Source organism: Streptomyces fuscichromogenes (assembly GCF_014645815.1).
Classification (GTDB): Bacteria; Actinomycetota; Actinomycetes; order Streptomycetales; family Streptomycetaceae; genus Streptomyces; species Streptomyces fuscichromogenes.
In genome coordinates this window covers 105,569-129,296 of sequence record NZ_BMML01000005.1, presented here as the reverse complement: position 1 = coordinate 129,296, position 23,728 = coordinate 105,569, and the positions used below count along the sequence as shown (strand labels likewise).

The 23,728-nt window shown below is 71.2% G+C and carries 24 protein-coding genes and 1 tRNA gene; 10 read left to right on the top strand and 15 right to left on the bottom strand.

Annotation, left to right across the window (positions count from 1 at the left end; all coding sequences use genetic code 11):
- Positions 1–65 precede the first annotated feature (65 nt).
- The 6 genes from IEZ11_RS12460 (at position 66) to IEZ11_RS12435 (ending at position 8,705) form a co-directional block, all read left to right on the top strand.
- Positions 66–806: a response regulator transcription factor gene (locus IEZ11_RS12460; protein WP_046727718.1), complete on the top strand. Its 741-nt coding sequence runs from the start codon at positions 66–68 to the stop codon at positions 804–806.
- Positions 803–2,467, top strand: a complete 1,665-nt coding sequence (locus IEZ11_RS12455) for a sensor histidine kinase (protein ID WP_189262758.1) — start codon at positions 803–805, stop codon at positions 2,465–2,467. Before IEZ11_RS12460 ends, IEZ11_RS12455 begins: the two co-directional genes overlap by 4 nt.
- A 14-nt stretch (positions 2,468–2,481) precedes the next feature.
- A complete protein-coding gene (locus tag IEZ11_RS12450) occupies positions 2,482–4,017 on the top strand; it encodes a bifunctional glycosyltransferase family 2/GtrA family protein (RefSeq protein ID WP_189262757.1) in 1,536 nt (511 codons plus the stop codon).
- Positions 4,014–6,347, top strand: coding sequence for a glycosyltransferase family 39 protein (locus tag IEZ11_RS12445; protein WP_189262756.1), 2,334 nt, complete (start codon positions 4,014–4,016; stop codon positions 6,345–6,347). The genes IEZ11_RS12450 and IEZ11_RS12445 overlap by 4 nt, the downstream gene beginning before the upstream one ends.
- A 117-nt stretch (positions 6,348–6,464) precedes the next feature.
- Positions 6,465–7,847: an MFS transporter gene (locus IEZ11_RS12440; RefSeq protein ID WP_229712980.1), complete on the top strand. Its 1,383-nt coding sequence runs from the start codon at positions 6,465–6,467 to the stop codon at positions 7,845–7,847.
- Positions 7,848–7,970: 123 nt separating this feature from the next.
- Positions 7,971–8,705: a TetR/AcrR family transcriptional regulator gene (locus IEZ11_RS12435; RefSeq protein WP_189262754.1), complete on the top strand. Its 735-nt coding sequence runs from the start codon at positions 7,971–7,973 to the stop codon at positions 8,703–8,705.
- A 69-nt stretch (positions 8,706–8,774) separates the two neighbouring features.
- Here IEZ11_RS12435 and IEZ11_RS12430 read toward each other — a convergent pair whose 3' ends face one another.
- The 4 genes from IEZ11_RS12430 to IEZ11_RS12415 form a co-directional block, all read right to left on the bottom strand.
- Positions 8,775–9,248 carry a PPOX class F420-dependent oxidoreductase gene (locus IEZ11_RS12430; protein ID WP_189262753.1) on the bottom strand — a complete coding sequence of 158 codons (474 nt, stop codon included), beginning with the start codon at positions 9,246–9,248 and terminating at the stop codon, positions 8,775–8,777.
- Positions 9,249–9,302: 54 nt separating this feature from the next.
- Positions 9,303–10,124 (bottom strand): YceI family protein, encoded by an 822-nt coding sequence (locus tag IEZ11_RS12425; protein ID WP_189262752.1) that lies wholly within the window; start codon positions 10,122–10,124, stop codon positions 9,303–9,305.
- A gap of 122 nt (positions 10,125–10,246) precedes the next feature.
- A complete protein-coding gene (locus IEZ11_RS12420) occupies positions 10,247–12,724 on the bottom strand; it encodes an MFS transporter (RefSeq protein ID WP_505995998.1) in 2,478 nt (825 codons plus the stop codon).
- Between the two features lie 104 nt (positions 12,725–12,828).
- Positions 12,829–13,413, bottom strand: coding sequence for a MarR family winged helix-turn-helix transcriptional regulator (locus IEZ11_RS12415; protein ID WP_189262750.1), 585 nt, complete (start codon positions 13,411–13,413; stop codon positions 12,829–12,831).
- Between the two features lie 205 nt (positions 13,414–13,618).
- Here IEZ11_RS12415 and IEZ11_RS12410 point away from each other — a divergent pair, with 205 nt between their 5' ends.
- Entirely contained in the window at positions 13,619–13,825 is a 207-nt protein-coding gene (locus tag IEZ11_RS12410; RefSeq protein WP_189262749.1) for a hypothetical protein, read from the top strand.
- Between the two features lie 80 nt (positions 13,826–13,905).
- Here IEZ11_RS12410 and IEZ11_RS12405 read toward each other — a convergent pair whose 3' ends face one another.
- The 5 genes from IEZ11_RS12405 to IEZ11_RS12385 form a co-directional block, all read right to left on the bottom strand.
- Positions 13,906–14,751 carry a hypothetical protein gene (locus tag IEZ11_RS12405; protein WP_308426467.1) on the bottom strand — a complete coding sequence of 282 codons (846 nt, stop codon included), beginning with the start codon at positions 14,749–14,751 and terminating at the stop codon, positions 13,906–13,908.
- A 50-nt stretch (positions 14,752–14,801) separates the two neighbouring features.
- On the bottom strand, positions 14,802–15,728 hold the full coding sequence (locus IEZ11_RS12400) for an RNA polymerase sigma factor SigF (protein WP_189262748.1): 927 nt from the start codon (positions 15,726–15,728) through the stop codon (positions 14,802–14,804).
- A gap of 340 nt (positions 15,729–16,068) precedes the next feature.
- Positions 16,069–16,983, bottom strand: coding sequence for an RNA polymerase sigma factor SigF (locus IEZ11_RS12395; RefSeq protein ID WP_189263069.1), 915 nt, complete (start codon positions 16,981–16,983; stop codon positions 16,069–16,071).
- A gap of 184 nt (positions 16,984–17,167) precedes the next feature.
- On the bottom strand, positions 17,168–17,461 hold the full coding sequence (locus IEZ11_RS12390) for a Dabb family protein (RefSeq protein ID WP_189262747.1): 294 nt from the start codon (positions 17,459–17,461) through the stop codon (positions 17,168–17,170).
- Between the two features lie 17 nt (positions 17,462–17,478).
- On the bottom strand, positions 17,479–17,655 hold the full coding sequence (locus IEZ11_RS12385) for a hypothetical protein (protein WP_189262746.1): 177 nt from the start codon (positions 17,653–17,655) through the stop codon (positions 17,479–17,481).
- A gap of 206 nt (positions 17,656–17,861) precedes the next feature.
- Here IEZ11_RS12385 and IEZ11_RS12380 point away from each other — a divergent pair, with 206 nt between their 5' ends.
- Positions 17,862–18,065, top strand: coding sequence for a PLDc N-terminal domain-containing protein (locus IEZ11_RS12380; RefSeq protein ID WP_189262745.1), 204 nt, complete (start codon positions 17,862–17,864; stop codon positions 18,063–18,065).
- Positions 18,066–18,111: 46 nt separating this feature from the next.
- On the opposite strand, the gene IEZ11_RS12375 is transcribed toward IEZ11_RS12380, so the two are convergent.
- The 4 genes from IEZ11_RS12375 to IEZ11_RS12360 all read right to left on the bottom strand — a co-directional run bounded on the left by IEZ11_RS12375 (position 18,112) and on the right by IEZ11_RS12360 (position 19,832).
- Positions 18,112–18,196: transfer RNA gene (locus IEZ11_RS12375), tRNA-Ser, on the bottom strand.
- A 77-nt stretch (positions 18,197–18,273) separates the two neighbouring features.
- Complete coding sequence (gene tadA, locus IEZ11_RS12370) at positions 18,274–18,705, bottom strand: tRNA adenosine(34) deaminase TadA (protein WP_229712979.1); 432 nt, start codon at positions 18,703–18,705, stop codon at positions 18,274–18,276.
- A 56-nt stretch (positions 18,706–18,761) separates the two neighbouring features.
- A complete protein-coding gene (locus IEZ11_RS12365) occupies positions 18,762–19,289 on the bottom strand; it encodes a tRNA adenosine deaminase-associated protein (RefSeq protein WP_189262744.1) in 528 nt (175 codons plus the stop codon).
- A 384-nt stretch (positions 19,290–19,673) separates the two neighbouring features.
- The gene (locus IEZ11_RS12360; protein ID WP_189263101.1) at positions 19,674–19,832 is read right to left on the bottom strand and encodes a hypothetical protein; all 159 of its coding nucleotides are present in this window, start codon (positions 19,830–19,832) and stop codon (positions 19,674–19,676) included.
- Positions 19,833–19,947: 115 nt separating this feature from the next.
- Between IEZ11_RS12360 and upp the strand changes: the two genes are divergently transcribed.
- Entirely contained in the window at positions 19,948–20,583 is a 636-nt protein-coding gene (gene upp / locus IEZ11_RS12355; RefSeq protein ID WP_189262743.1) for a uracil phosphoribosyltransferase, read from the top strand.
- A 320-nt stretch (positions 20,584–20,903) separates the two neighbouring features.
- On the opposite strand, the gene IEZ11_RS12350 is transcribed toward upp, so the two are convergent.
- Positions 20,904–21,560, bottom strand: a complete 657-nt coding sequence (locus IEZ11_RS12350) for a LytR C-terminal domain-containing protein (protein ID WP_229712978.1) — start codon at positions 21,558–21,560, stop codon at positions 20,904–20,906.
- Between the two features lie 111 nt (positions 21,561–21,671).
- Positions 21,672–21,968, bottom strand: a complete 297-nt coding sequence (locus IEZ11_RS12345; protein WP_003999914.1) for a type II toxin-antitoxin system VapB family antitoxin — start codon at positions 21,966–21,968, stop codon at positions 21,672–21,674.
- A 115-nt stretch (positions 21,969–22,083) separates the two neighbouring features.
- On the opposite strand from IEZ11_RS12345, the gene IEZ11_RS12340 reads away from it, so the two are divergent.
- The gene (locus IEZ11_RS12340) at positions 22,084–23,721 is read left to right on the top strand and encodes a helicase HerA-like domain-containing protein (protein ID WP_189262742.1); all 1,638 of its coding nucleotides are present in this window, start codon (positions 22,084–22,086) and stop codon (positions 23,719–23,721) included.
- Positions 23,722–23,728 lie beyond the last annotated feature (7 nt).

Genomic DNA, 23,728 nt, shown 5'->3' with positions numbered 1-23,728 from the left:
GTTTCTTAGGGAAATCACAGATTAGTGAAAGCGTGTTCTCAGAGGACCCCGACAAGGTGTCCACCATGACCACGACCTCGCCCCAGGGGCGCACCGAACTGCTGAGGCCGGACGGGAGCCCCGTCCGAGTGCTTGTGGTGGACGACGAGCTGTCGATCACCGAACTCCTTTCCATGGCCCTCCGCTACGAGGGCTGGCAGATCCGGAGTGCCGGTGACGGGCAGGGCGCGATACAGACCGCCAGGGAGTTCCGCCCCGACGCCGTCGTCCTCGACATGATGCTGCCCGACATGGACGGCCTCACCGTGCTGGGGCGCCTGCGGCGCGAGCTGCCGGACGTGCCGGTGCTGTTCCTGACCGCGAAGGACGCGGTCGAGGACCGGATCGCGGGGCTCACCGCCGGCGGCGACGACTACGTCACCAAGCCCTTCAGCCTCGAAGAGGTCGTGGCGCGGCTGCGCGGGCTCATCCGCCGTTCCGGTGCCGCCGACCGGCGGTCCGACTCCGTGCTCGTCGTCGGTGACCTCACCCTGGACGAGGACAGCCACGAGGTCTCGCGGGCCGGGGAGGGCATTCACCTCACCGCCACCGAGTTCGAGCTGCTGCGCTTCCTGATGCGCAACCCGCGGCGCGTGCTCAGCAAGGCCCAGATACTCGACCGGGTGTGGTCGTACGACTTCGGCGGGCAGGCCAACGTGGTCGAGCTCTACATCTCGTACCTGCGACGGAAGATCGACGCCGGCCGTGAGCCGATGATCCACACCCGGCGTGGGGCCGGTTATCTGATCAAGCCCGCCGCGTCATGAGCGGGCGACGACGGCCGCGTACGCAGCAGCGACGAGCGGGAAAGCCGCGCACCCTGCGGACTCGGCTCGTCGTCGTGTCGGTGACGCTGATCGCGGTGGTCTGCGCGGTGATCGGGACCGTCACCACCCTCGTGCTGCGCGACCACCTGTACGGGCAGCTGGAAGGAAAACTGGGCGAGGTCGCGGCGCGCGTGGCGCCCCGTGACTTCGGCGGTCCGCTCGGCAACCGGCCCAAGACCAACGGCACCGGGACCGGGGCCGGGACCGGCTCAGCAACCGGCAGCACGGGGCCCAACCAGCAGAAGGACGACGACGGAGGGACCAACCTCGTCAACTTCGTCAAGGGCCCGCAGCCGGACGGCACCATCGCGGCCAAGGTCGTGAACGGAGCCATCACCGACTCCCAGCGGGGTGTGAAGTCCAGCGACGACTTCTCGATGAGTGCCAAGACGCTCACGGCCGCCCAGGTGAAGGTGGTCAACTCCGTCGCCCAGGACCAGAAGACCCACACCGTGGAGATGCCCGGCCTCGGCACGTACCTCGTCAAGTACGCGAGCAACGACAACGGCAGCTACTACGTCGGCATCCCGACCTCCGACGTGGACGGGACCATCAACACCCTGATCATCGTCGAGATCAGCCTCACCGTCTCCGGGCTCATCGCCGCCACCCTGGCCGGCACCGTGATGGTCAACGTCGCCACCCGCCCCCTGCGCCGGGTCGCCAACACCGCCACCCGGGTCTCCGAGCTCCCCCTCCACACCGGCGAGGTGAACCTCAGCGAGCGGGTGCCCGACACCGAGTGCGACCCGCACACCGAGGTCGGCCAGGTCGGTTCCGCGCTCAACCGGATGCTCAACCACGTGCACGGCGCGCTCCACGCCCGCCAGCAGAGCGAGATGCGGGTACGGCAGTTCGTCGCCGACGCCAGTCACGAGCTGCGCACCCCGCTCGCCTCCATCCGCGGGTACGCCGAGCTCACCCGGCGCGGCCGGGAACAGGTCGGGCCCGACACCCGGCACGCCCTCGGCCGTATCGAGTCCGAGGCGGGCCGGATGACCCTCCTGGTGGAGGACCTGCTGCTGCTCGCCCGGCTCGACGCGGGGCGGCCGCTGCAGTTCGAGCACACCGACCTCATCCCGCTCGTCGTCGACACGATCAGCGACACCCGGGCCGCCGGCATGGACCACAACTGGCGCCTCGACCTGCCCGACGAACCGGCGCTGGTAGCCGCCGACGCGGCCCGTATCCAGCAGGTGCTGATCAACCTGCTCGGCAACGCGCGCAAGCACACCCCGCCGGGCACCACGGTCACCGCGCGCATCCAGCGGCGCGGCCCCTGGATGTGCGTCGACGTCGAGGACAACGGGCAGGGCATCCCGCAGGATCTGCTGCCGCACGTCTTCGAGCGGTTCGCGCGCGGTGACTCCGCGCGGTCGCGGTCGACGGGTTCCACCGGTCTCGGGCTCGCCATCGTGCAGGCCGTCGCGACCGCACACGGCGGAGCCGTCACCGTGGACAGCGTGCCCGGCCGTACCGTGTTCACCCTCTATCTGCCCGCGCTTGCCCCGGCGGCCCCCCAGCCCGACCCCGAAACGAACTGGCAATCGCACTCACAGGCACAGCACAGTGCCACCACATGGGTGCAACAGGGCGCTTGACGAGAGTCGATGCCATGCGAACCGACTCTTCTCCCGGCACCCTGCCGGCGCGGGAGCACCTCCCGGCCGGAAACGCCGGTACGCCTGTCCTGGACGTAGTGATCCCCGTCTACAACGAGGAGAAGGACCTCGGCCCATGCGTCCTCAGACTGCATGAGCACCTCAAGCACACCTTCCCGTACGCATACCGCATCACCATCGCGGACAACGCGTCCACGGACACCACCCCCCAGGTGGCGAAGCGGCTTGAGGCGGAGATCGCCGAGGTGAAGTCGTTCCGGCTGGAGCAGAAGGGCCGCGGCCGGGCGCTGCGGACCGTCTGGTCGGCCTCGGACGCGCCGATCCTCGCGTACATGGACGTCGACCTGTCGACCGACCTGAACGCGCTGCTGCCGCTGGTGGCGCCGCTCATCTCCGGCCACTCCGACCTGGCGATCGGTTCCCGGCTGGCCCGCTCGTCGCGCGTGGTGCGCGGCGCCAAGCGGGAGTTCATCAGCCGCTCGTACAACCTGATCCTGCGCGGCTCGCTGCAGGCCCGCTTCTCGGACGCGCAGTGCGGCTTCAAGGCGATCCGGCGCGATGTCGCACAGGTGCTGCTGCCGATGGTCGAGGACACCGGCTGGTTCTTCGACACCGAGATGCTGGTGATCGCCGAGCGGGCGGGCCTGCGTATCCACGAGGTGCCGGTCGACTGGGTCGACGACCCGAACTCGACCGTGCACATCGTGAAGACGGCGACCGAGGACCTCAAGGGCGTGTGGCGGGTCGGCAAGGCCCTGGCCACCGGTTCGCTGCCGCTGGACCGGGTCGCCCGGCCGTTCGGCGACGACCCGCGCGACCGCGACATCCAGGACGTGCCGAAGGGCCTGGCCCAGCAACTCGTCGGGTTCTGCGTGGTCGGCGGTCTGTCGACCCTCTTCTACCTGGTCCTCTACAGCCTCTTCCGGGAGTTCTCCGGCTCGCAGATCGCCAACGCGCTCGCGCTGCTGGTGTCGGCGGTGGCGAACACGGCCGCCAACCGGCGTCTCACCTTCGGGGTGCGCGGCCGCGGCGGGGCGGTCCGGCACCAGGCGCAGGGCCTGGTCGTCTTCGGTATCGGCCTCGCGCTCACCAGTGGCTCCCTCGCCGCCCTGAACGCGGCGAGCAGCGACCCCTCGCACTCCACCGAACTGGCGGTGCTGATCGCCGCCAACCTCGCGGCGACCGTGCTGCGCTTCCTGCTCTTCCGCGCCTGGGTCTTCCCGGACCGCGACGGCACCGGTGACGGCGACGGCAGCGGCACCGGCAGCGCTCCGCACGAGTCGATGGTGGTGGCGACGCACACCCCGTCGTCCCCGGCCTACCCGGCCGGCGGATTCCAGCCGTACCGGCCGCAGGGCCCGCTCCCGCAGCGCCCGGCGCACCAGCCGTACGCCCAGAACGGCACCACGACCGGCACCACGACCACCCAGTTCCGCGCCGGTGAAGCCGCGGACGGCACCTGGAGGGACAGCACCATGCAGTTGCAGCCGGTGCGCCCGCACGACACCGACCCGGGGGAACCCCGATGAGTACGAACACCGACCCCACCACCCAGTGGGGCCCGCCCCCGACCGCCCCGCCCGGTGCCGCGCCGACCGCGCCGACCGCGTCCACCGCTCCCGCGCAGCCGCAGTACGCGCCGGACGACCTCGGCGCCCCGGCCGCGCCCGCGCCGCAGACCGGCTCGGGCGAGCCCGCACAGCCCTTCGGCCGGAGACTGTGGCGCGGCCGCCCCGAGGACCCCCGCTGGGTGCGCCCGGCCTTCTTCGGCCTGCTGCTCGCCACCGCGCTGCTGTACTTCTACAACCTGAGCGTCAACGGCTACTCCAACTCCTTCTACTCGGCGGCCGTCCAGGCGGGCACCAAGAGCTGGAAGGCGATGTTCTTCGGCTCGCTGGACGCGGGCAACGCGATCACCGTCGACAAGCCCTCGGCGTTCATGTGGCCGATGGAGATCGCGGCCCGGATCTTCGGCCTGAACTCCTGGACGATCCTCGGCCCCGAGGTCCTCATGGGCGTCGGCACGGTCGCGGTCGTCTACGCCTCCGTGCGCCGCCGGTTCAGCCCCGCGGCCGGCCTGATCGCGGGCGCCGTGCTCGCGCTCACCCCCGTCGCGGCGCTGATGTTCCGGTTCAACAACCCGGACGCGATGCTGGCCCTGCTGATGGCGCTGGCCTGCTACTTCGTGGTCCGCGCGGTCGAGGACGGGCGTACGAAGTGGCTGGTGTGGGCGGGTGTGGCGATCGGCTTCGCGTTCCTCGCCAAGACGCTCCAGGCGTTCCTGATCCTGCCGGCGCTGGCGTTCGTGTACGCGGCCGTCGGCCCGCACACCTGGAAGAAGCGGATCGGCCAGCTGGCGCTGGCGACCGGCGCGCTGGTCGTCTCCGGCGGCTGGTGGGTGGCGATCGTCGAGCTGTGGCCGGCCTCCTCCCGCCCCTACATCGGCGGCTCGCAGGACAACAGCTTCCTGTCGCTGACCTTCGGCTACAACGGCCTCGGCCGCATCAGCGGTGACGAGACCGGCAGCGTCGGCGGCGGTGGCGGCGGCACCGGCTCCGGCCGCTGGGGCGCGACCGGCTGGAACCGGATGTTCAACGACGAGATCGGCAGCCAGATCTCCTGGCTGATCCCGGCCGCGCTGATCCTCCTGGTCGCCGGTCTGGTGGCCACCCGCAAGCTCAGGCGCACCTCCGTGACCCGGGCCTCGTTCCTGGTCTGGGGCGGCTCGCTGCTGATCACCATGATCGTGTTCAGCTACATGGCGGGCATCTTCCACCAGTACTACACGGTCGCCCTCGCCCCCTACATCGCCGCCGTGGTCGGCATGGGCGCGGGTCTGCTCTGGGAGAAGCGCGCCGAGCTGTGGGCGTCGATCACCCTCGCCGCCGCCGTGGTCTCGGCCGCGGTCTGGGGCTACGTCCTGCTCGACCGCACCTCCAGCTACCTGCCCTGGCTGAAGTACCTGGTCCTGATCGGCGGTCTGGCCGCCGCGCTCGGCCTGATCTTCGCGGGCCGGATCTCGCGTCAGCTCGCCCTCGGTGCGGCCGCGGTCGGCCTGGTGGCCGCGCTGGCGGGCCCGACGGCGTACACCTTCAGCACGGTGAACTCCGCGCACACCGGCTCCATCCCGACGGCCGGTCCGGCGGGCGCGAGCTCGATGGGCTTCGGCGGCGGTGGCGGTCCCGGCGGCGGCCGGGGCGGCTTCGGCGGCGGCACCGGCGGTACCGGCGGCGGCTTCGGCCAGAACCAGCAGGGCGGCACCGGCACCACGCAGGGACAGGGCCAGGGTCAGAACGGCACCGGCGGCTTCCCGGGCGGCGGCACCGGTGGTACCGGCGGTACCGGTGGCTTCGGGGGCGGTATGCCGGGCCAGAACCAGCAGGGCGGCAACGGCACCACGCAGAACGGCACCGGCGGCTTCCCCGGCGGTACCCGGACGGGCGAGGCCGGTGGCATGGGCGGCGGTATGGGCGGCGGCGCCGGCGGTCTGCTGAACGGCGCGACCGTCAGCTCCGCGGCGAAGGCGCTGCTGCAGAAGAACTCCTCCCAGTACACCTGGGTCGCGGCGGCCATCGGCGCCCAGAACGCGGCGAGCTACCAGCTCTCCACCGGCGACGCGGTGATGGCGATCGGCGGCTTCAACGGCACCGACCCGTCCCCGACGCTGGCCCAGTTCAAGAAGTACGTGGCGGACGGCAGGATCCACTACTTCATCTCCTCCGGCACCGGCGGCGGCATGGGCGGCAGCAGCAGTGGCACCTCCTCGCAGATCAGCTCGTGGGTCGAGAAGAACTTCAAGAAGGTGACGGTGGGTTCGGCCACCTTCTACGACCTCACCCAGAAGGCGAGCGGCAGCTGACCGACTCCTGAGCGGCGCAAGGGCGGTGACCTCCCGGTCACCGCCCTCTGCCGTTTCCGGAAGGGCCGCGGGAAACCGCGTTGTACGCCGTACATGAACAGCCTTACGGTGTACAGCATGACTTCTCAGGGGCATCCCCGGCGCTGGCTGATCCTCGGTGTCATCTGTCTCGCGCAGCTCACCGTGCTGCTCGACAACACCGTCCTCAACGTGGCGATCCCCTCCCTCACTCGGGAGCTGCACGCGGCCACCGCCGACATCCAGTGGATGATCAACGCGTACTCGCTCGTCCAGTCCGGCCTGCTGCTCACGGCCGGCAGCGCGGCCGACGGCTACGGCCGCAAGAAGATGCTCATCGCGGGTCTGGTCCTGTTCGGCGCGGGTTCGCTGGCCGCGGGCCTGGCCGGTTCGACGGGCCAACTGGTCGCGGCGCGGGCTGGCATGGGTGTGGGCGGCGCGCTGCTGCTGACGACCACCCTGGCCGTGGCGATGCAGATCTTCGCCCCCGACGAGCACCCCAGGGCCATCGGCATATGGAGCGCCGTCAACGCGCTGGGTTTCGCCGCCGGCCCGCTGATCGGCGGATTCATGCTCGACCATTTCTGGTGGGGCGCGATCTTCCTGGTCAACCTCCCGGTGGCGGCGCTGGCCCTGGCGGCCGTCGTCGCCCTGGTCCCCGAGTCCAGGAACCCGCGGGGCGACCGGCCCGACCTGCTCGGCGCGCTGCTCTCCACGGTCGGCATGGCCGCGCTGGTCTTCGCGATCATCTCCGGCCCGGAGCACGGCTGGACGTCGTCCCGGGTGCTGGGCACGGCCGCCGTGGCGGTACTGGCGCTGAGCCTCTTCGCGTACTGGGAGAACCGGATCCCGTACCCCATGCTCGACCCGCACTTCTTCAGGGACCGCCGCTTCACGGGTGCCGTCGCCGGCGCGGTCCTCATCACCTTCGGCATGGGCGGAGCGCTCTTCCTCCTCACCCAGCACCTCCAACTCGTCCTCGGATACGGCCCGTTGGAGGCGGGCCTGCGCACGGCACCGCTCGCGCTGACGGTCGTCGCCCTCAACTTCAGCGGTCTGTCGGCCGGCTGGGCGAAGAAAATGGGGACGCCGCTGGCGACAGCCGCGGGGATGCTGCTGATGTCGCTGGGGCTGGTGTCCATCGCCGTGCTGGATTCGAGCGGTTACGGCGGCACGCTGCTCGGGCTGCTGCTGATCGGCGCGGGGTGCGCGATCGCCAACCCGGCGATGGCCCACGCCGTCATGAGCGCGATCCCTCCGGAGAGGGCCGGGGTGGGCGCCGGGATCAACGGCACGCTCGCGGAGTTCGGGAACGGGCTGGGGGTGGCCGTGCTGGGCGCGGTGCTCAGTTCCTGGGTGGCGTCGGGGAAGTCGGTGTCGGCGGGGCTGGGGGCCGGGCAGTTGGTGGGGGCGGCCGCGGTGGTGGCCGGAGGGTTCGTGGCGGCGGCGCTTCTCAGGAAGGCGGAGAAGAATGTCGCCTAAAGGGGTGGGGGTACATGTTCATCGGCGAGTGCGGGTGGAACGTGGCTGATCGCGCAGTTGCCCGCGCCCCCAGAAAAACGGGGCGTTGCGGTCCTGGCATCCTGAGAAGTGGAAGGTGTGTCTATGGCGCGGGCCAGTGTGTGGCTGGCGGAGAAGGCCGGCAAGGGAGGCCGTAGCGGGCAGCCGTCCGGTCTCGACCGGAGCCGTATCACCTCCGCCACCGTCCGGCTGCTCGACTCCGACGGGCTCGACAGGTTCTCCATGCGGCGGTTGGCGGCCGAGCTCAAGGTCACCGCCATGTCCGTGTACTGGTACGTCGACACCAAGGACGACCTGCTGGAGCTGGCCCTGGACGCGGCCTTCGGTGAACTGTCGCTGCCCGACGCCGCCGTCGGCGACTGGCGGGAGCAACTGCGGGCGCTGGCCACGGAGTACCGCGCCCTGCTGGTCCGCCACCCCTGGCTCTCCCCGCTGGCCGGCCGCTACCTCAACATCGGCCCCCACTCGCTCGCCTTCTCCCGGGTGGTCCAGCAGGTGGTCCGGCGCGCCGGCCTGCCCGCGCACGGCGTGACCGGCGCGATCTCGGCCGTCTTCCAGTTCGTCTACGGCTACGGCACCATCGAGGGCCACTTCGCCGAGCGCGTGGCGGCGGCCGGCATGACCGCCGACGAGTACTTCAACTCCGCGATGGACGCCGTGACGGAGGTCCCGGACACGGCGAGGATCATCGAGGAGTCCAGGGACCTCATGGCGGCGAGGGGCGGCGACACGGTCGCCGAGATGCTGGACAGGGACTTCACCTTCGCACTGGACCTGCTGATCGCAGGCATCGAAGCAAAGGTGAGTCGCCCTACCTAGGGGCGCGGGGAACTGCGCGATCAACCACACACGACCCGCACTCGCGCACCGTCCCCACACCCCACCCCACTAGGCGTCCGGCGAAGCCAGCCGCGCCGGGAACCCCCCGGTGGCCACCGGCCCCCACTTCTCCGGCGTCACCCGGATGATCGACTTCCCCTGCTTCACCATCGCCGCCCGGTACTCGTCCCAGTCCGGATGCTCCCCGGCGATGTTCCGGTAGTACTCCACCAGCGGCTCCACCGACTCCGGTGCGTCGAGGACCTCGGCCCGTCCGTCCACCTGCACCCACGGCCCGTTCCAGTCGTCGCTCAGGACGATCACGCTGACCCGCTCGTCCCGCTTCGCGTTCCGGGTCTTCGCCCGCTCGGGGTACGTGGAGGCGACGATGCGCCCGGAGTCGTCGACCCCGCAGGTCAGCGGTGACCCCTGCGGGCTCCCGTCGGCGCGCCGGGTGAGCAGGATCGCGCGGTGGCGGGGTCGTACGAAGTCCAGCAGTTCGTCGAGGGAGACGGCGGTGTTCGTCGCGATGTTCGGTGCCATGGCGTCAGCCTAGGGCCGCGGGACCCGCTCAGCCTGTCCCTGCGGGGCTCATGATCACGCCTGCGGCAGCGACTCGCCCTGGACCGCCTGGATCTCCAGCTCGATCCTGAGGGTGGTGCCGATGGCGGCGATGCCCGCCTGGACCACCTGGTTGTAGTTCATGGCGAAGTCCTCGCGGTGCAGCTCGGTCGTCGCCCGGAACGCGGCGCGCGTGCCGCCCCACGGGTCGGCGCCGGTGCCGAGGTAGGCGAGGGCGAGGTCGACCGGTCGTACGACACCGCGCAGCGAGAGCTCCCCGTGGACCGTCCAGCGGTCGGAGCCGGCCGCCGTCAGGCCCGTCGAGGAGTAGGTGATCTCGGGGTGGTTCTCGACGTCCAGGAAGTCGGCGGAGCGCAGGTGGGTGTCGCGGGTGCCGTTGCCCGTGTCGATGGAGGCGGCCCGGATGACCGCCTGGACGCGGGACTTGGCGACGTCGTCGGGGGCGATCTCGACCCAGGCGCCGAAGTCCGTGAAGCGGCCGCGGACGCTGGAGATGCCCAGATGCTGGGCGACGGCGCCGACCGTGGAGTGTGCCGGGTCCACCGTCCACGGGCCCGGCGGGGGCAGTTCGGTGCCGCCCTGCCGCGCCAGCGTGACCGTGCCGACATCGGCGCGGCCGCTCGCGGTGACGATGGCGCTGGCGGCGGCGGGCGCGTAGCCCACGGCGGTGACGATGACGGTGTACGCCCCGGGCGCGAGCGGATTCGGGTCGCGGACCGTGCCCTCGTCGTCGGCCTCGGCACGCAGCACCTGCGCGCCGGTCATGTCGGTCACCGTGACGACCGCGTGCGACACGGCCCATCCGTCCCGGGTGCGGATCCTCGCGGTCAGTCCCATCCCGTTTCTCCCTGCGAACACGTGAGCACCAAAGCACTCGGATACTTACAAATCGGCCGTATGGGGCCGGCCCGTGGCGGGCGCCTCCTTGTGGGCGCGCCCGCCACGGGCCGGAGTGCGGACTACTCGCCCGGGTGGGAGAGTTCGATGTCGTGGTCGTCGACACCGGCGCCGGTGACGTTCAGGGCCGTGGCGACCGGCGGGTAGCCCGTCGCGATCACGGTGTAGTCGCCGCCGTCCAGGTCGGCGAAGGCGTACGCGCCGTCCACGCCGGTGGTGGCGGTGCCGACCACGTTGCCCGCCGCGTCCACGAGGGTCACCCGGGCGTCCGCCAGCGGGCCGTGCGGGGCCCGTACGACACCCAGCAGCCGGGCGCCGGTGTCCAGGTCGACCTCGATCCGGGTGACCCCGGTGGTGCCGATCTCGACCGGCAGGGCGCGGGGCCGGTAACCGGCCGCGTTCACGGCGACCGTCACGACGCCCGGCACCAGCTCGCCGAAGCGGAAGTCGCCCTGCTCACCGGTGGCCGCGGTGGCCAGCAGGTCGCCGCGCACGTCGGTGACGATCACCATCGCGTCCTTGACCGGGAGCGCGCTGCCCGCGCCGCGGACCACACCGGTCAGCCCGCTGGTGCCGCTGAGCAGGATGTCGTAGAGCACCGGCTCCTCGCCCACCAGGACGGTGGAGGCCTGCGGCTGGTAGCCGTCGGCGGAGGCGATCAGCACGTACGAGCCCGCGCCGGGCGCGTCCAGGTGGTAGGAGCCGTCGAAGCCCGCGACCGAGCGGCCCAGCTGGCGGCCGGACAGCGAGATCAGGGTGACCGCGGCCTGTGCGACCGGGGCGCTCTCGGCGCCGCGCACGAACCCGTGCACCGGGACGGCACCGGAGCCGGCCGGCTGCTCGGGGACGGCGACGGTGGCGACGGCGGCGAACTGCCGGGTGGCCTCCGGCGCGGCCGCGGCCTCGGTGGCGCCGCTCACGACGGGGGCGGCCCAGCCGGGGACCTGCTGCTCCTCGGCGGCAGCCGCGACGGCGGCAGCGGCGGGCACGGTCTCCGGGCTTCCCGCGTTCTCGGCCTCGGCGGCCTGGGCGAGTCCGCCCTTGGTCCGCAGCGGGACCTCCTTGATGAACAGGGTGATCAGGAACGCGAGGGCGGCGAGGCAGCCGGCGATCAGGAACACGTCGGCGATGCCGTGGCCGTAGGCGCTCTCCATGAGGGTGCGCAGCGGGGCGGGCAGCTTGCCCAGGTCCGGGAGGCTGTCGTCGGACGAGCTGGAACCGGCCAGGGCCACCTGGTACTTGTGGGGGAGGGCGGCGGCGCCCTCGGTCACGTAGTGCGTGATCCGGCGGGCCATCACCGCGCCCAGCGCGGAGACGCCGATCGCACCGCCCAGGGAGCGGAAGAAGGTGACCGTGGAGCTGGCCGAGCCGAGGTCGCTCGGGGCGACCTGGTTCTGCGTGCAGAGCACCAGGTTCTGCATCATCATGCCGATGCCGAGACCCAGCAGCGCCATGAAGATCGACATCTTCCAGTACGCCGTGTCGTAACGGATGGTCCCGAGCAGGCCCAGGCCCGCCGTCACCAGCACGCCACCGCTGACCAGCCAGGCCTTCCAGCGGCCGGTGCGGGTGATGAACTGGCCCGAGACGGTGGAGGAGACGAACAGACCGCCGATCATCGGGATCGTCATCACACCGGACATCGTCGGGGACTTGTCGCGGGCCAGCTGGAAGTACTGGCTGAAGAAGACGGTGCCGGTGAACATCGCGACACCGACGAACAGGGAGGCCAGCGAGGCCAGCGTGATGGTGCGGTTGCGGAACAGCCGCAGCGGGATGATCGGCTCCTTGGCCTTCGACTCGACCAGGACGAAGACCAGGCCGAGGGCGATCGAACCGCCGATCATGGCGTACGTCTGCCAGGAGATCCAGTCGTACTTGTCACCGGCGAAGGTGACCCAGACCAGCAGCAGGGAGACGGCGGCGGCGACGAAGAACGCGCCGGCCCAGTCGACCTTGACGTCCCGCTTCACGACCGGCAGGTGCAGGGTCTTCTGCAGCACGATCAGCGCGATGACGGCGAACGGGACGCCGACGTAGAAGCACCAGCGCCAGCCCAGCCACGAGGTGTCGGTGATGACACCGCCGAGCAGCGGGCCGCCGACGGTGGCGACGGCGAAGGTCGCGCCCAGGTAGCCGGAGTAACGGCCGCGCTCACGCGGCGAGATCATCGCGGCCATGACGATCTGGGCGAGCGCCGACAGACCGCCGACACCGACGCCCTGGATGACCCGGCAGGCGATCAGCATGCCGGCGTTCTGCGACAGACCGGCCGCCGCGGAGCCCAGGACGTAGATGACCAGGGCTATCTGGACGAGCGCCTTCTTGCTGTACAGGTCGGCGAGCTTGCCCCAGAGCGGGGTGGTCGCGGTCATGGCCAGCAGCGAGGCGGTGACGACCCAGGTGTAGGCGGACTGGCCGCCGCCGAGGTCGGTGATGATGTGCGGCAGGGCGTTGGTGACGATCGTGGAGGACAGGATCGCCACGAACATGCCGAGCAGGAGGCCGGAGATGGCCTCCATGATCTGCCGGTGGGACATCGGGGCCTGCTCGACGGGGCTGCCGGAGCCGCCTCCCCCGTGCTTGGCGTGAGCCCGCACACCGGCTGGTGTGGTCGTTGCCATGAGCTTCCTTTTCTTACGTCTTATGCGGGTGTACGGGTGGTCGTCGGTTCGCGTACGGGGGTGGGGGCGCGGGCGGCGGAGGTGACGCCTGTCATGGCCCTGGCCTCGCCGGTGGCCTTCGGGGCACCGGGGGCCGGCGCGGTGCCGGCGGCGGGCCGGGGGTGCGGGGCCGTGGCCCGGCAGTCGCCGAAGCTGTCCCGGAGCCGGGTCATCAGCCGGATCAGCTGGTCGACCTCCTCGTCGCTCCAGTCACCGAGCCGCTCGGCGAGCAGTTCGGTGCTGCGCCGGGACAGGTCCACGAGGGTCGCCTCGCCCGCGGAGGTGAGGTGCAGGATGCGGGAGCGCTTGTCCGCCGGGTCGGCGGCGCGCTCGATCCAGCCGCGCTCGGCGACGTGCGCCACGTGCCGGCTGGTCACGGACATGTCCACGGCGAGCAGCTCGGCGAGCTTGCTCATGCGCATGGAGCCGTGGCGGCCGAGCAGTGTCAGTACCGCCGCGGAACCGGCCGGGCAGTCGTGCGGCATGATCCGCGCGAGGTCCCGCTTCACGGCTCCGACAGCGCTGAGCTGCCGCGCCAGCTCCTCGAACTGGGCCTGCCTCGCCATCACGGACACCTCCTCACCACCGTATTCGTTGCTTGGGGCAACCATAGAACTGCTTGGTTGCCACAGGCAAATAAATCGGCGGGGGTGGAGATAAAAACTTGGCAAAGGCAAGTATTGCGAACGTAAACGCACAGGTGGGGTGACCCGCGGACGCTGGAGACCCCCCACTTGGGCCACACCCCGGGATTCGCTAGTGTCTCGGGCCATGGCTAACACCGAGGGCCCCCAGGGCAACTACGACCCCGCCGGCAGCACCCAGATGTTCCGCGCGTTCGTCGACGAGGCCCCGCAGACTCCTCAGCAGACGACGTCGTCCACCTACTCCGCTTCCGGTCCCCGTTACGGCCTGATCCTCGGCGTCGTCGCCGTGGTGGTCGTGGTGGCGGCGGTGGCCTGGCTCGCGCTCATGTAACTCGCGCTGATCCGGTACGGCGGCCACGCCGGCGGTGTGACGGGGAACCCGGGGTCTCGTGCCCCGGGCTTTCGTCGTGCTCAGCTCCAGTCGACCGCCACGACCCGGGTCTCGACGTGCATGCCGAGCGGCACCCGCCAGTCGTCCACGCAGACCGTCCAGGTCCGGCTCGTACGGGAGCCGGGGGCGATCGGCGCCGGCAGGCCCTCGGTCGCCCTGATCGTCGCCCAGTCGATGCCGAGCAGGTCGATGATGTGCGTGCCGAGCGTGACCGTGCCGGAACGGACCGCCGTACCGCCGGAGTTGGCGAAGGCGACGGTCACCTTCTCGCACCACCGCCGGTCCGTGGCCGCGCGGGTGGGGGTGCTCCAGGTGAGCACGGCGGGTGCGGGGGAGGACGAAGAGGCGCCGGGCCGCGGTGAGTTCGACACCGCCGGGTCGCTTGGTCGTGGCTCGGTGCCGTCGCGGCCGGTGGAAGGGGACGCGGCTGATCCGGACGAAACCGGCTGACCGGCCGCGGAGTCGGCAGCACCGGCCGATCCGGATCCGGTGCCGGCCGGCCCGGCGCCCGGTGCGGCCGACCCGGACGCGGTGCCGCCCGGTGTTCGCTCCGTCCCGTCCAGCGGGACCAGGGTCACCGACCCCGTCGGCCGCGCCGACGCCCGCGGCTCGCCGCCTGCCGGGCCCACCGCCGTGTAGCCGCCGTCGCCGCCGCCCCCGCACGCGGTGAGTGCGGAGGCCAGGCAGACGGCGAGCGCCGGGGCCGCCGTGACGACGGCCCACCGCCCGCCCGGTGCCCTGCGCCGACGCGTCGGGCCGGCCGCCGGTGCCGCGGGGGCGTCGGTCCGGCGGCCACTCGGCGTGCCCGGTGTGCCCGGTGTCCGGTGGGTCGGAGTCCTGCGGATCCCTGTCCTGCGGAGCGGCATCGCGCCAGTGTGGCTGACACTCCGTCAGTAAGGAAGCCGCAGGCGCGACTTCAGTCCGAGATCAGGCCCTCGCGGAGCTGGGCCAGGGTGCGGGTGAGCAGCCGGGAGACGTGCATCTGGGAGATGCCGACCTCCTCGCCGATCTGGGACTGGGTCATGTTCGCGAAGAAGCGGAGCATGATGATCCGGCGCTCGCGGGGCGGGAGCTTGGCGAGCAGCGGCTTGAGCGACTCGCGGTACTCGACGCCCTCCAGGGCCGTGTCCTCGTAGCCGAGGCGGTCGGCCAGGGAACCCTCGCCGCCGTCGTCCTCGGGGGCCGGGGAGTCGAGGGAGGAGGCGGTGTACGCGTTGCCGACGGCGAGGCCGTCGACCACGTCCTCCTCGGTGACGCCCAGGACGGCCGCCAGCTCCGTCACCGTCGGCGAGCGGTCCAGCTTCTGGGAGAGCTCGTCACTGGCCTTGGTGAGGGCCAGACGCAGCTCCTGGAGGCGGCGCGGCACGCGCACCGACCACGAGGTGTCACGGAAGAAGCGCTTGATCTCGCCCACGACCGTCGGCATCGCGAACGTCGGGAACTCCACGCCGCGTTCGCAGTCGAAGCGGTCGATCGCCTTGATCAGGCCGATGGTGCCGACCTGGACGATGTCCTCCATCGGCTCGTTGCGGCTGCGGAAGCGGGCCGCCGCGTAGCGCACGAGGGGGAGGTTGAGCTCGATCAGGGTGTCCCGGACGTAGGCACGCTCGGGGCTGTCCTCCTCGAGTGCGGCAAGGCGCAGGAACAGGGAGCGGGACAGGGTGCGGGTGTCGAGGTTCTCCGAGACCACCGGGGCTTCCGGGGTCGGAGGGGCCTCCAGCGCCGGGGCGCCTTCGATGGCGCCATCGATGCTGTCGAGCACGTCGATGGCGTCGAGCTCCTTGGGCGCTGCCTCGCTCTTCGTGGGCGTGAGCACCTTCGAGCTGCCCTGGTCTGCGGACATGCCACCCCCTTTGGGTCGCGGGACGGTCGCGGCGGTGTTCCCTGCGAGGAACGATGCCTTCACCTGAATACCGGAGCCGGGGCTCCGGCAAACGCGCTTCCGGCAGAATGTCACATGTCGGCAACACGCTGTAGTGACATGTCGACATGCGAGACGTGAATCCGCCCTGGATGGAGGGGGTCTGACGCTTTTTCGACCCTCAACTGTCGGGAAGTGCGCTGGTGAGCGATTCGCTCTCGCCGGTGATGGCTCGATCCTGTTTGCGGTTACGGCCGCACCAAGTCGCCCGGGGCGGGTCTCGGACCGGTAACGGCCCCGGCGGCGGGGGTCCGGACCGGCTCTACGCCTCGATGCGGTTCGCCGAGCGCAGGCGCTGGAAGCTGCGGGCCAGGAGGCGGGAGACGTGCATCTGGGAGACGCCGAGTTCCGCGCTGATCTGCGACTGGGTGAGGTTGCTGTAGTAGCGCAGCAGCAGGATCCGCTGCTCCCGCTCGGGGAGTTGGACGAGCAGGTGGCGGACCAGGTCGCGGTGTTCCACGCCGTCCAGGGCCGGGTCCTCGTAGCCGATGCGGTCGAGGAGGCCCGGCAGCCCGTCGCCCTCCTGGGCGGCCTCCAGGGAGGTCGCGTGGTACGACCGGCCGGCCTCGATGCAGGAGAGCACCTCGTCCTCGCTGATCCGCAGCCGCTCGGCGATCTCGGCGGTGGAGGGGGAGCGGCCGAAGGCGGTGGTCAGGTCCTCGGTCGCGCTGTTCACCTGGACCCACAGCTCGTGCAGCCGGCGCGGGACGTGCACGGTGCGGACGTTGTCCCGGAAGTAGCGCTTGATCTCGCCGACGACGGTCGGCATCGCGAAGGTCGGGAACTGCACGCCCCGGTCCGGGTCGAAGCGGTCGATCGCGTTGATCAGGCCGATGGTGCCGACCTGGACGACGTCCTCCATCGGCTCGTTGCGGGAGCGGAAGCGGGCGGCCGCGTAGCGCACGAGCGGGAGGTTCGCCTCGATGAGCGCCGCGCGCACCCGGTTGTGCTCCGGCGTGCCCGGCCTGAGCTCCTTCAGCTGGCCGAAGAGCACCTGGGTCAGCGCCCGGGTGTCGGCGCCCCGCCGCTTCTCCGGGGCGGGGGCGTCGCCTTGGGCGGGGGCGACGGGGGTCTGGGCGGGGGGCTGGGCGGGGGGCTGCGGGGAGGTCTGGGCGGGAGTCTGGGCGGGGGCGGGCGCCTCTTCCTGGGGCGGCGCAGAACTGGCCGACACGGTCAACGCCACCTCTTCATCGGTCAATCATCCGTCAAAAGCGGTCATAGCATCACAAGACATGTGCACTGTGTGCAAGCACCGCATAACGTCGTGTTGGGTATTAATACTGGCAAGTTGAGGCATAAGGCGCAGTAGAGCCCCCCGCCATGGCAGGCGAGGGGCTCGGGGCCGGAGGCGGCCGTACGGCTCAGAACCCGTAGTCGGCGATCACCCACGTGGCGAACTCCCGCCACTGGGCCGCGGCCGCCTGGTGGGCCGGGTGCTCCAGGTACCGCTTGAGCGCGTCCTGGTCCTCGACCGCCGAGTTGATCGCGAAGTCGTGGGCGATGGGGCGGTCGGTGATGTTCCAGCCGCACTCCCAGAAGGACAGTTCCTCGATCTGGCCGCCGAGGGCGAAGAAGGCGTCGGCGCCCGCGACAACTCGCGGATCGTCGCGCCCGACGCCCTCGTTGAGCTTGAAGAGGACCAGGTGGCGGATCATGGGCACTCCCTGTGCGGCTACTTCGCCCCGTCGGCCAGCCAGGTGAAGAAGTCGCCGACGGACTTCGCGGCGTCCGATATGCCCTGGAAGACTATCTGGACCCAGTCCGCCGCCCTGGGCGGGTCCGTGATGATCACGTAGAGCGCGAAGATCACGAGTACGTAGACGGCGATCTTCTTGGCGTTCACCGCCACCTGGCCTCTCCCCTGTTCGTTCCCCCGTTTGCCGGGCGCGAGTGTAACCCTCCGATCGTTTTGTATGACCAACGGCGCGATGGATGCCGGATTTTTTCTCCGAAGCGTGCACGGATCGCGTGAACCGATCGCGGGGGCCGCTCCGATGAAGGGCCGAGGGAAGCGATGGGGAACCCGGGCGACCGGAGTCGAGAGGGAGCGCACAGATGCTGATGACAACGATGGCCTTCGGGCTTGTCGCCCTGGTGATCGTGCTGGTCGTGGCGGCGCTGCTCGACTGCGTCCGCACCCCGGCGGAGCGGGTCAGGTACGTCCCGAAGTGGCTCTGGGTGCTGTTCCTGCTGCACGCCCCGGTCTTCGGGGCCCTGGTCTGGAACTACGTGGGCAAGCGCCCCGAGTCGCCCGCGTGACGCCGCGAAGGGTGACTCCGATGCGGAGCCACCCTTCGTGTGACAGCGGTAGCGGAGGGATTTGAACCCTCGGTGACTTGCGCCACACTCGCTTTCGAGGCGAGCTCCTTCGGCCGCTCGGACACGCTACCGAGAGAGACCCTACAGCACGGCGGGCCGTGCGCTGAAATCGATAAGGGGAGGCCGGTACGGGCCCTCCGCGGGCGGCTCAGCGGGTGCGGAAGAAATCCGTGAGGAGACGGGCGGACTCGTCCGCGAGGACGCCCTCGACGACCTCGGGGCGGTGGTTCAGGCGCCGGTCGCGGACGACGTCCCAGAGGGATCCCGCGGCTCCGGCCTTCTCGTCGCGGGCGCCGTAGACGACCCGGTCGACCCGGGACTGCACCAGGGCGCCGGCGCACATCGTGCAGGGCTCCAGCGTGACGACCAACGTGCAGCCGACGAGCCGCCACTCGCCGAGCGCGGCGGCGGCCCGGCGCAGGGCGAGGATCTCGGCGTGCGCGGTGGGGTCGCCGGTGGCCTCGCGTTCGTTGTGGCCGGTCGCGAGGACCGTCGTACCGTCCGGGGACAGTACGACGGCGCCGACGGGGACGTCCCCGGCCCGGCCGGCCCGGTCGGCCTCGTCCAGGGCGAGCCGCATAGCGGCCCGCCAGCGGTCGCGTACCGGGTCGGCGGACCCGGGTGCCTCGTGGAGCGTCAGCGGACGGTCTCCAGGACGTCGGAGGCGCCCAGTGCCTCGGCGATCTCGCTGAGCGCGTCGTCGCTGAGTGCCAGCAGCTCCTTCGCGCTCACGCCCAGGTCGTCGAGGATCGCGGCGTCGCCGACCGGGCCGGCCGGCACGGCGGAGCCGTCCGCGTCGTCGTCGTCCTCGGCCTCCGGCTCACCGTCCTCGGTGCCGTCGAGGTCGAGGGCGTCCAGGTCGTCATCGTCGTCCTTGGGCTCCCTTCCGAGCAGTTCGTCGGTGAGCAGGAGCTCGCCGTACGAGCTCCGGGCGGCGGCGGCCGCGCTGGAGACGAAGACCCGGGGGTCCTCCTCCCCGTCGACGCGCACGACGCCGAACCAAGCGTCTTCCTGCTCGATGAAGACGAGCACCGTGTCTTCGGCCTCCGAGGCCGATTCCCGGGCCAGGTCGGCCAGGTCCGACAGGGTCTCCACATCGTCGAGCTCTGTGTCGCTCGCTTCCCACCCGTCTTCGGTGCGCGCGAGCAGTGCGGCGAAGTACACCGTGACTCTCCCACTGGTCTTAGGCGTGCCGGTTGGGGGTCCCCCCGGCGGAGGTTCTGGACGGGGAGAGCTGTGCTCCGAGCCCCGCCCACTCGGAATCGTGGCAGAAACAAGGCGTTCAGGGGACGTCTTCGGCTCCCTGTGTCTGGCAGTTTTGATCGCGCGTATGCAAAGAGGCATCCACGCGTCGGTCAACCCAGCCACCAGCGCACTCGTTGCCGCCACCTGCGGATCGTACGCGGGTTTTCCCGCGGCCCACGCACGGCCTTCCCCATGACGGACCGCAACGCGCCACAAGGAGTGGATCTTTGCCGAAGGATCGCCTTTACGACTCTTGCCGAGTGTCGCCGCGTCTTGGGGAGTCTCGGCGACTCCTACCGATTCCTACCGGCGGAACCTCCGCATGCGCATGGCGTGCCGCACCCGGGCCGCCTTGGCGCGGCGGGGCTGGACCCGGCGGCGGCGCCGCTCGGCCTCCGTCTCGCCCTCGGGCGCGCCGTGGGCACGGTCCGTCCGCCCGGGTCGCGCAGGCAGTTCAGGCAAGGTCGCATCACCCCGGTCCGACACCTCCGCTTTCCCCCGGATGGGGGGTTTGATGCCGACGTGGGCGGGCGCGGGTCTGCGCGAGGTGCGCGGGGGCGCGGTTACTGTTGTGGACATGCGTCTCCACGTCGTCGACCACCCTCTGGTCGCCCACAAGCTCACCACGCTGCGCGACCAGCGCACCGACTCCGCGACGTTCCGGCGGCTCGCCGACGAACTGGTCACCCTGCTCGCCTATGAGGCGACGCGGGACGTGCGGACCGAGGCCGTCGACATCCAGACCCCGGTGGCCGCCACGACCGGCGTCAAGCTCGCCCGGCCGCGCCCGCTGGTGGTGCCGATCCTGCGGGCCGGGCTCGGCATGCTGGACGGCATGGTCCGGCTGCTGCCGACCGCCGAGGTGGGCTTCCTGGGCATGATCCGCAACGAGGAGACGCTCCAGGCGTCCACGTACGCGTCGCGGATGCCGGAGGACCTCTCCGGGCGCCAGGTGTACGTCCTGGACCCGATGCTGGCCACGGGCGGCACGCTGGTCGCGGCGATCCGCGAGCTCATCCGGCGTGGCGCGGACGACGTGACGGCGGTCGTGCTGCTGGCCGCGCCCGAGGGCGTCGAGCTCATGGAGCGGGAGCTGGCGGGCACGCCGGTCACGGTCGTGACGGCGGCGGTGGACGACCACCTCAACGAGCACGGGTACATCGTGCCGGGGCTGGGCGACGCCGGGGACCGGCTGTACGGGGCGGCCGAGTAGCGGAGACTCCGTCGGGTGTCCGGCGTCGCGCGTCAGGCGTCGCGCGTCGGGTGTCCGGCGTCGCGCGTCGGGCGTCCGGCGGGTGGAAGGCGGCGAGAAGGGGCGAGCCGAGGCTTTCGGCTGTTGCGCCGGTGGCCGGCGGGACCCCCGCGCGGGCGCCGCAGGGGTGCGGGTGTGCCGGCGGCCGCGGAAGCGCCGTGGCCGGCCGCGCAGTTCCCCGCGCCCCTTTCGGGGCGCTGTTCGGCGGCCCCTGCTTTCGGGGCACCGCCGGCGGCCCCTGCTTTCGGGGTGCTACCGGCGGGTCCCTTTCGGGGCGCTGTTCAGCAGGTCTTCTTTGAAGTCGTCGCTGTCTGGGCGGGGTTGGACAGGGCAGTGATCGCCTTGGCGGCCGTTGCCTGGGGGGTCAGGGTCTTGAAGGCGTTGCCCAGGATCAGGTCCACGGCGGTGCCCTTGCGGCCGGCCTCCGTGCGCTGGTCGGCCGCTGTCACCTGGGTCGCCAGGACCGGCAGCGAGGTCTTCAGGGCCGAGGCCGGGCCGAGCAGTATCGCCGTGCCCTTGATCTTCTGGTCGAACTTCGCCGGCGCGTTGCCGACGTCGCCGATCTTGAAGCCGCGCTTCCTGAGTTCGTCGGCGGTGTCCTTGGCCAGGCCCGTGTGGGTGGTGGCGTTGTAGACGTTCACCGTGATCTGGGCCGGCTTCGGCAGCACCGCGGCCCGAGCGCCGGCCGCGGGACTCGCGCTGGCGGCGGCCTGCTTGACGCAGTCCCCCGCCGAGCCGGCCGCGGACGCCGTCCCGCCGCCGCCCGTGAAGACGTCGATGAGCTGCAGGGTGCCCCAGCCGACCAGGCCGAGTGCGGTGACGGAGGCGACCATGGAGAGGATCAGCCGGGCACGCCGCCGGCGCGGGCGCATGCGAGGGTATTTGTCCCCTGTGATCCGGTACTGGCCGCCCATGCCGGGGGGAGTCAGCATGCTCATGAGCGCAGCGTAGTGCGCCACGAGTGCGTTGACTAATAGATGATCATCTGAGGGTGGCCGGTGTAACCCGAAAGGGTCAACCGGCGGCACATGCCGGGCGGTCGACGGGTGTCAGTCGAGTTCGAGCACGCGTGCGTGCAGCACCTGACGCTGCTGCAGGGCGGCGCGGACCGCCCGGTGCAGCCCGTCCTCCAGGTACAGGTCGCCCTGCCACTTCACGACGTGCGCGAAGAGGTCGCCGTAGAACGTCGAGTCCTCGGCGAGGAGGGTCTCCAGGTCGAGCTGTCCCTTGGTCGTCACGAGCTGATCGAGGCGGACCGGGCGCGGTGCGACGTCCGCCCACTGCCGGGTGCTTTCCCGGCCGTGGTCGGGGTACGGCCGGCCGTTTCCGATGCGCTTGAAGATCACACGGAAAGCCTACCGGTCCAGACGTTCCGGGCGCAGCCATGGCGAGCGAGTGCGACGCTGGAAAAGACACCGTAAAGGTAGTCAAACGGGCTAAACGGGAACGGGGGCTCCGATGATGAGTGCCGGTGCGGCCGACGAAGCCGGTGCCACGACTCCGGCCACGACTCCGGCCGCCGCGGACCTGGCCGCCACGACCCCGGCCGCCGCGGACCCGGTGGTCGCGGACCCGGTGGTCGCCGGGATCGCCGCCGGGTACGCCTTCGGCGGTCAGGCGCTGGATCTCGGTGCCCTTCTCCGGGACGGGCGGTGCCGTCCCGACGTCCCGGTCCGTATCCCCCTCGCCATGCTCAACCGGCACGGCCTGGTCGCCGGCGCCACCGGCACCGGCAAGACCAAGACGCTCCAGCTGATCGCCGAGCAGCTCTCGGCGCAGGGCGTCCCGGTGTTCCTGGCGGACGTCAAGGGCGACCTGTCCGGCATCGCCCGCCCCGGGCAGCCGAACGACAAGGTCAGGGGCCGGGCCGGGGAGGTGGGGCAGGAGTGGACGGCGACCGGCTTCCCCGCCGAGTTCCTCGCGCTCGGCGGCCTCGGCCACGGCGTCCCCGTGCGGGCGACCGTCACCAGCTTCGGACCGGTGCTGTTCGCCAAGGTGCTCCAGCTCAACCAGACCCAGGAGCAGTCCCTCGGCCTGATCTTCCACTACGCCGACACCAAGGGCCTGGAGCTGATCGACCTCAAGGACCTCAGGGCCGTGGTCGCCTTCCTCACCTCCGACGAGGGCAGGGCGGAGCTGAGGAACATCGGCGGGCTGTCGACGGCCACGGCCGGCGTGATCCTCCGCGCCCTGACCGCCTTCGAGGCGCAGGGCATGGCGGACTTCTTCGGTGAGCCGGAGTTCGACACGGCCGACCTCCTGCGGACGGCACCGGACGGCCGGGGCGTCGTCTCGGTCCTCGAACTCCCCGCCGTCCAGGACCGGCCCCTGCTCTTCTCCACCTTCCTGATGTGGCTGCTCGCCGACCTCTTCCACGACCTCCCCGAGATCGGCGACGCCGACCGGCCCAGGCTGGTCTTCTTCTTCGACGAGGCGCATCTGCTCTTCGACGGCGCCTCGAAGGCGTTCCTGGACTCGATCACGCAGACCGTGCGCCTGATTCGCTCGAAAGGGGTCGGCGTCTTCTTCGTGACGCAGACCCCGAAGGACGTGCCGTCCGATGTCCTCGCCCAGCTCGGCAACCGCGTCCAGCACGCGCTCAGGGCCTTCACCCCGGAGGACGAGAAGGCGCTGCGGGCCACCGTGCGGACCTTCCCGAAGTCCCCGTACGACCTTGAGGAACTGCTCACCGGGCTCGGCATCGGCGAGGCCGTGGTGACCGTGCTCAGCGAGCAGGGCGCCCCGACGCCGGTCGCGGCGACCCGGCTGCGGGCGCCCGAGTCCCTGATGGGGCCGGTGGACGCGGCGGAACTGGACGCGGCGGTACGGGAGTCCGCCCTCTCGTCGCGTTATGCACAGGCTGTGGACCGGGAGTCGGCGTACGAGAAGCTGCGGCAGACCCCGGCCACCGGCCCGGAGACGGCTCCGGAGACGGCTCGGAAGGCGGCTTCGAAGGCCGCGGCCCGGAAAGAGGAACCCTCCCTCGTCGAACAGGTGGTCGGCAGCGGGATGTTCAGGTCCCTCGCCCGGTCGGTGGGCACGCAGCTCGGCCGGGAGATCACCCGGTCGCTGTTCGGTACGGCCCGCAGACGCAGGTGAGCCGGGC

Bases quoted from the DNA above. Each gene is read 5' to 3' on its own strand.
- IEZ11_RS12430 (WP_189262753.1), bottom strand. From the start codon at position 9,248: ATGGCACCGAACATCGCGACGAACACCGCCGTCTCCCTCGACGAACTG.
- IEZ11_RS12390 (WP_189262747.1), bottom strand. From the start codon at position 17,461: ATGATCCGCCACCTGGTCCTCTTCAAGCTCAACGAGGGCGTCGGGCGC.
- IEZ11_RS12415 (WP_189262750.1), bottom strand. From the start codon at position 13,413: ATGGCGAGGCAGGCCCAGTTCGAGGAGCTGGCGCGGCAGCTCAGCGCT.
- IEZ11_RS12435 (WP_189262754.1), top strand. From the start codon at position 7,971: ATGGCGCGGGCCAGTGTGTGGCTGGCGGAGAAGGCCGGCAAGGGAGGC.
- IEZ11_RS12455 (WP_189262758.1), top strand. From the start codon at position 803: ATGAGCGGGCGACGACGGCCGCGTACGCAGCAGCGACGAGCGGGAAAG.
- IEZ11_RS12400 (WP_189262748.1), bottom strand. From the start codon at position 15,728: ATGTCCGCAGACCAGGGCAGCTCGAAGGTGCTCACGCCCACGAAGAGC.
- IEZ11_RS12410 (WP_189262749.1), top strand. From the start codon at position 13,619: ATGGCTAACACCGAGGGCCCCCAGGGCAACTACGACCCCGCCGGCAGC.
- IEZ11_RS12445 (WP_189262756.1), top strand. From the start codon at position 4,014: ATGAGTACGAACACCGACCCCACCACCCAGTGGGGCCCGCCCCCGACC.
- IEZ11_RS12425 (WP_189262752.1), bottom strand. From the start codon at position 10,124: ATGGGACTGACCGCGAGGATCCGCACCCGGGACGGATGGGCCGTGTCG.
- upp (WP_189262743.1), top strand. From the start codon at position 19,948: ATGCGTCTCCACGTCGTCGACCACCCTCTGGTCGCCCACAAGCTCACC.
- tadA (WP_229712979.1), bottom strand. From the start codon at position 18,705: ATGCGGCTCGCCCTGGACGAGGCCGACCGGGCCGGCCGGGCCGGGGAC.
- IEZ11_RS12460 (WP_046727718.1), top strand. From the start codon at position 66: ATGACCACGACCTCGCCCCAGGGGCGCACCGAACTGCTGAGGCCGGAC.
- IEZ11_RS12380 (WP_189262745.1), top strand. From the start codon at position 17,862: ATGCTGATGACAACGATGGCCTTCGGGCTTGTCGCCCTGGTGATCGTG.
- IEZ11_RS12440 (WP_229712980.1), top strand. From the start codon at position 6,465: ATGACTTCTCAGGGGCATCCCCGGCGCTGGCTGATCCTCGGTGTCATC.
- IEZ11_RS12450 (WP_189262757.1), top strand. From the start codon at position 2,482: ATGCGAACCGACTCTTCTCCCGGCACCCTGCCGGCGCGGGAGCACCTC.
- IEZ11_RS12340 (WP_189262742.1), top strand. From the start codon at position 22,084: ATGAGTGCCGGTGCGGCCGACGAAGCCGGTGCCACGACTCCGGCCACG.
- IEZ11_RS12405 (WP_308426467.1), bottom strand. From the start codon at position 14,751: ATGCCGCTCCGCAGGACAGGGATCCGCAGGACTCCGACCCACCGGACA.
- IEZ11_RS12350 (WP_229712978.1), bottom strand. From the start codon at position 21,560: ATGAGCATGCTGACTCCCCCCGGCATGGGCGGCCAGTACCGGATCACA.
- IEZ11_RS12420 (WP_505995998.1), bottom strand. From the start codon at position 12,724: ATGTCCCACCGGCAGATCATGGAGGCCATCTCCGGCCTCCTGCTCGGC.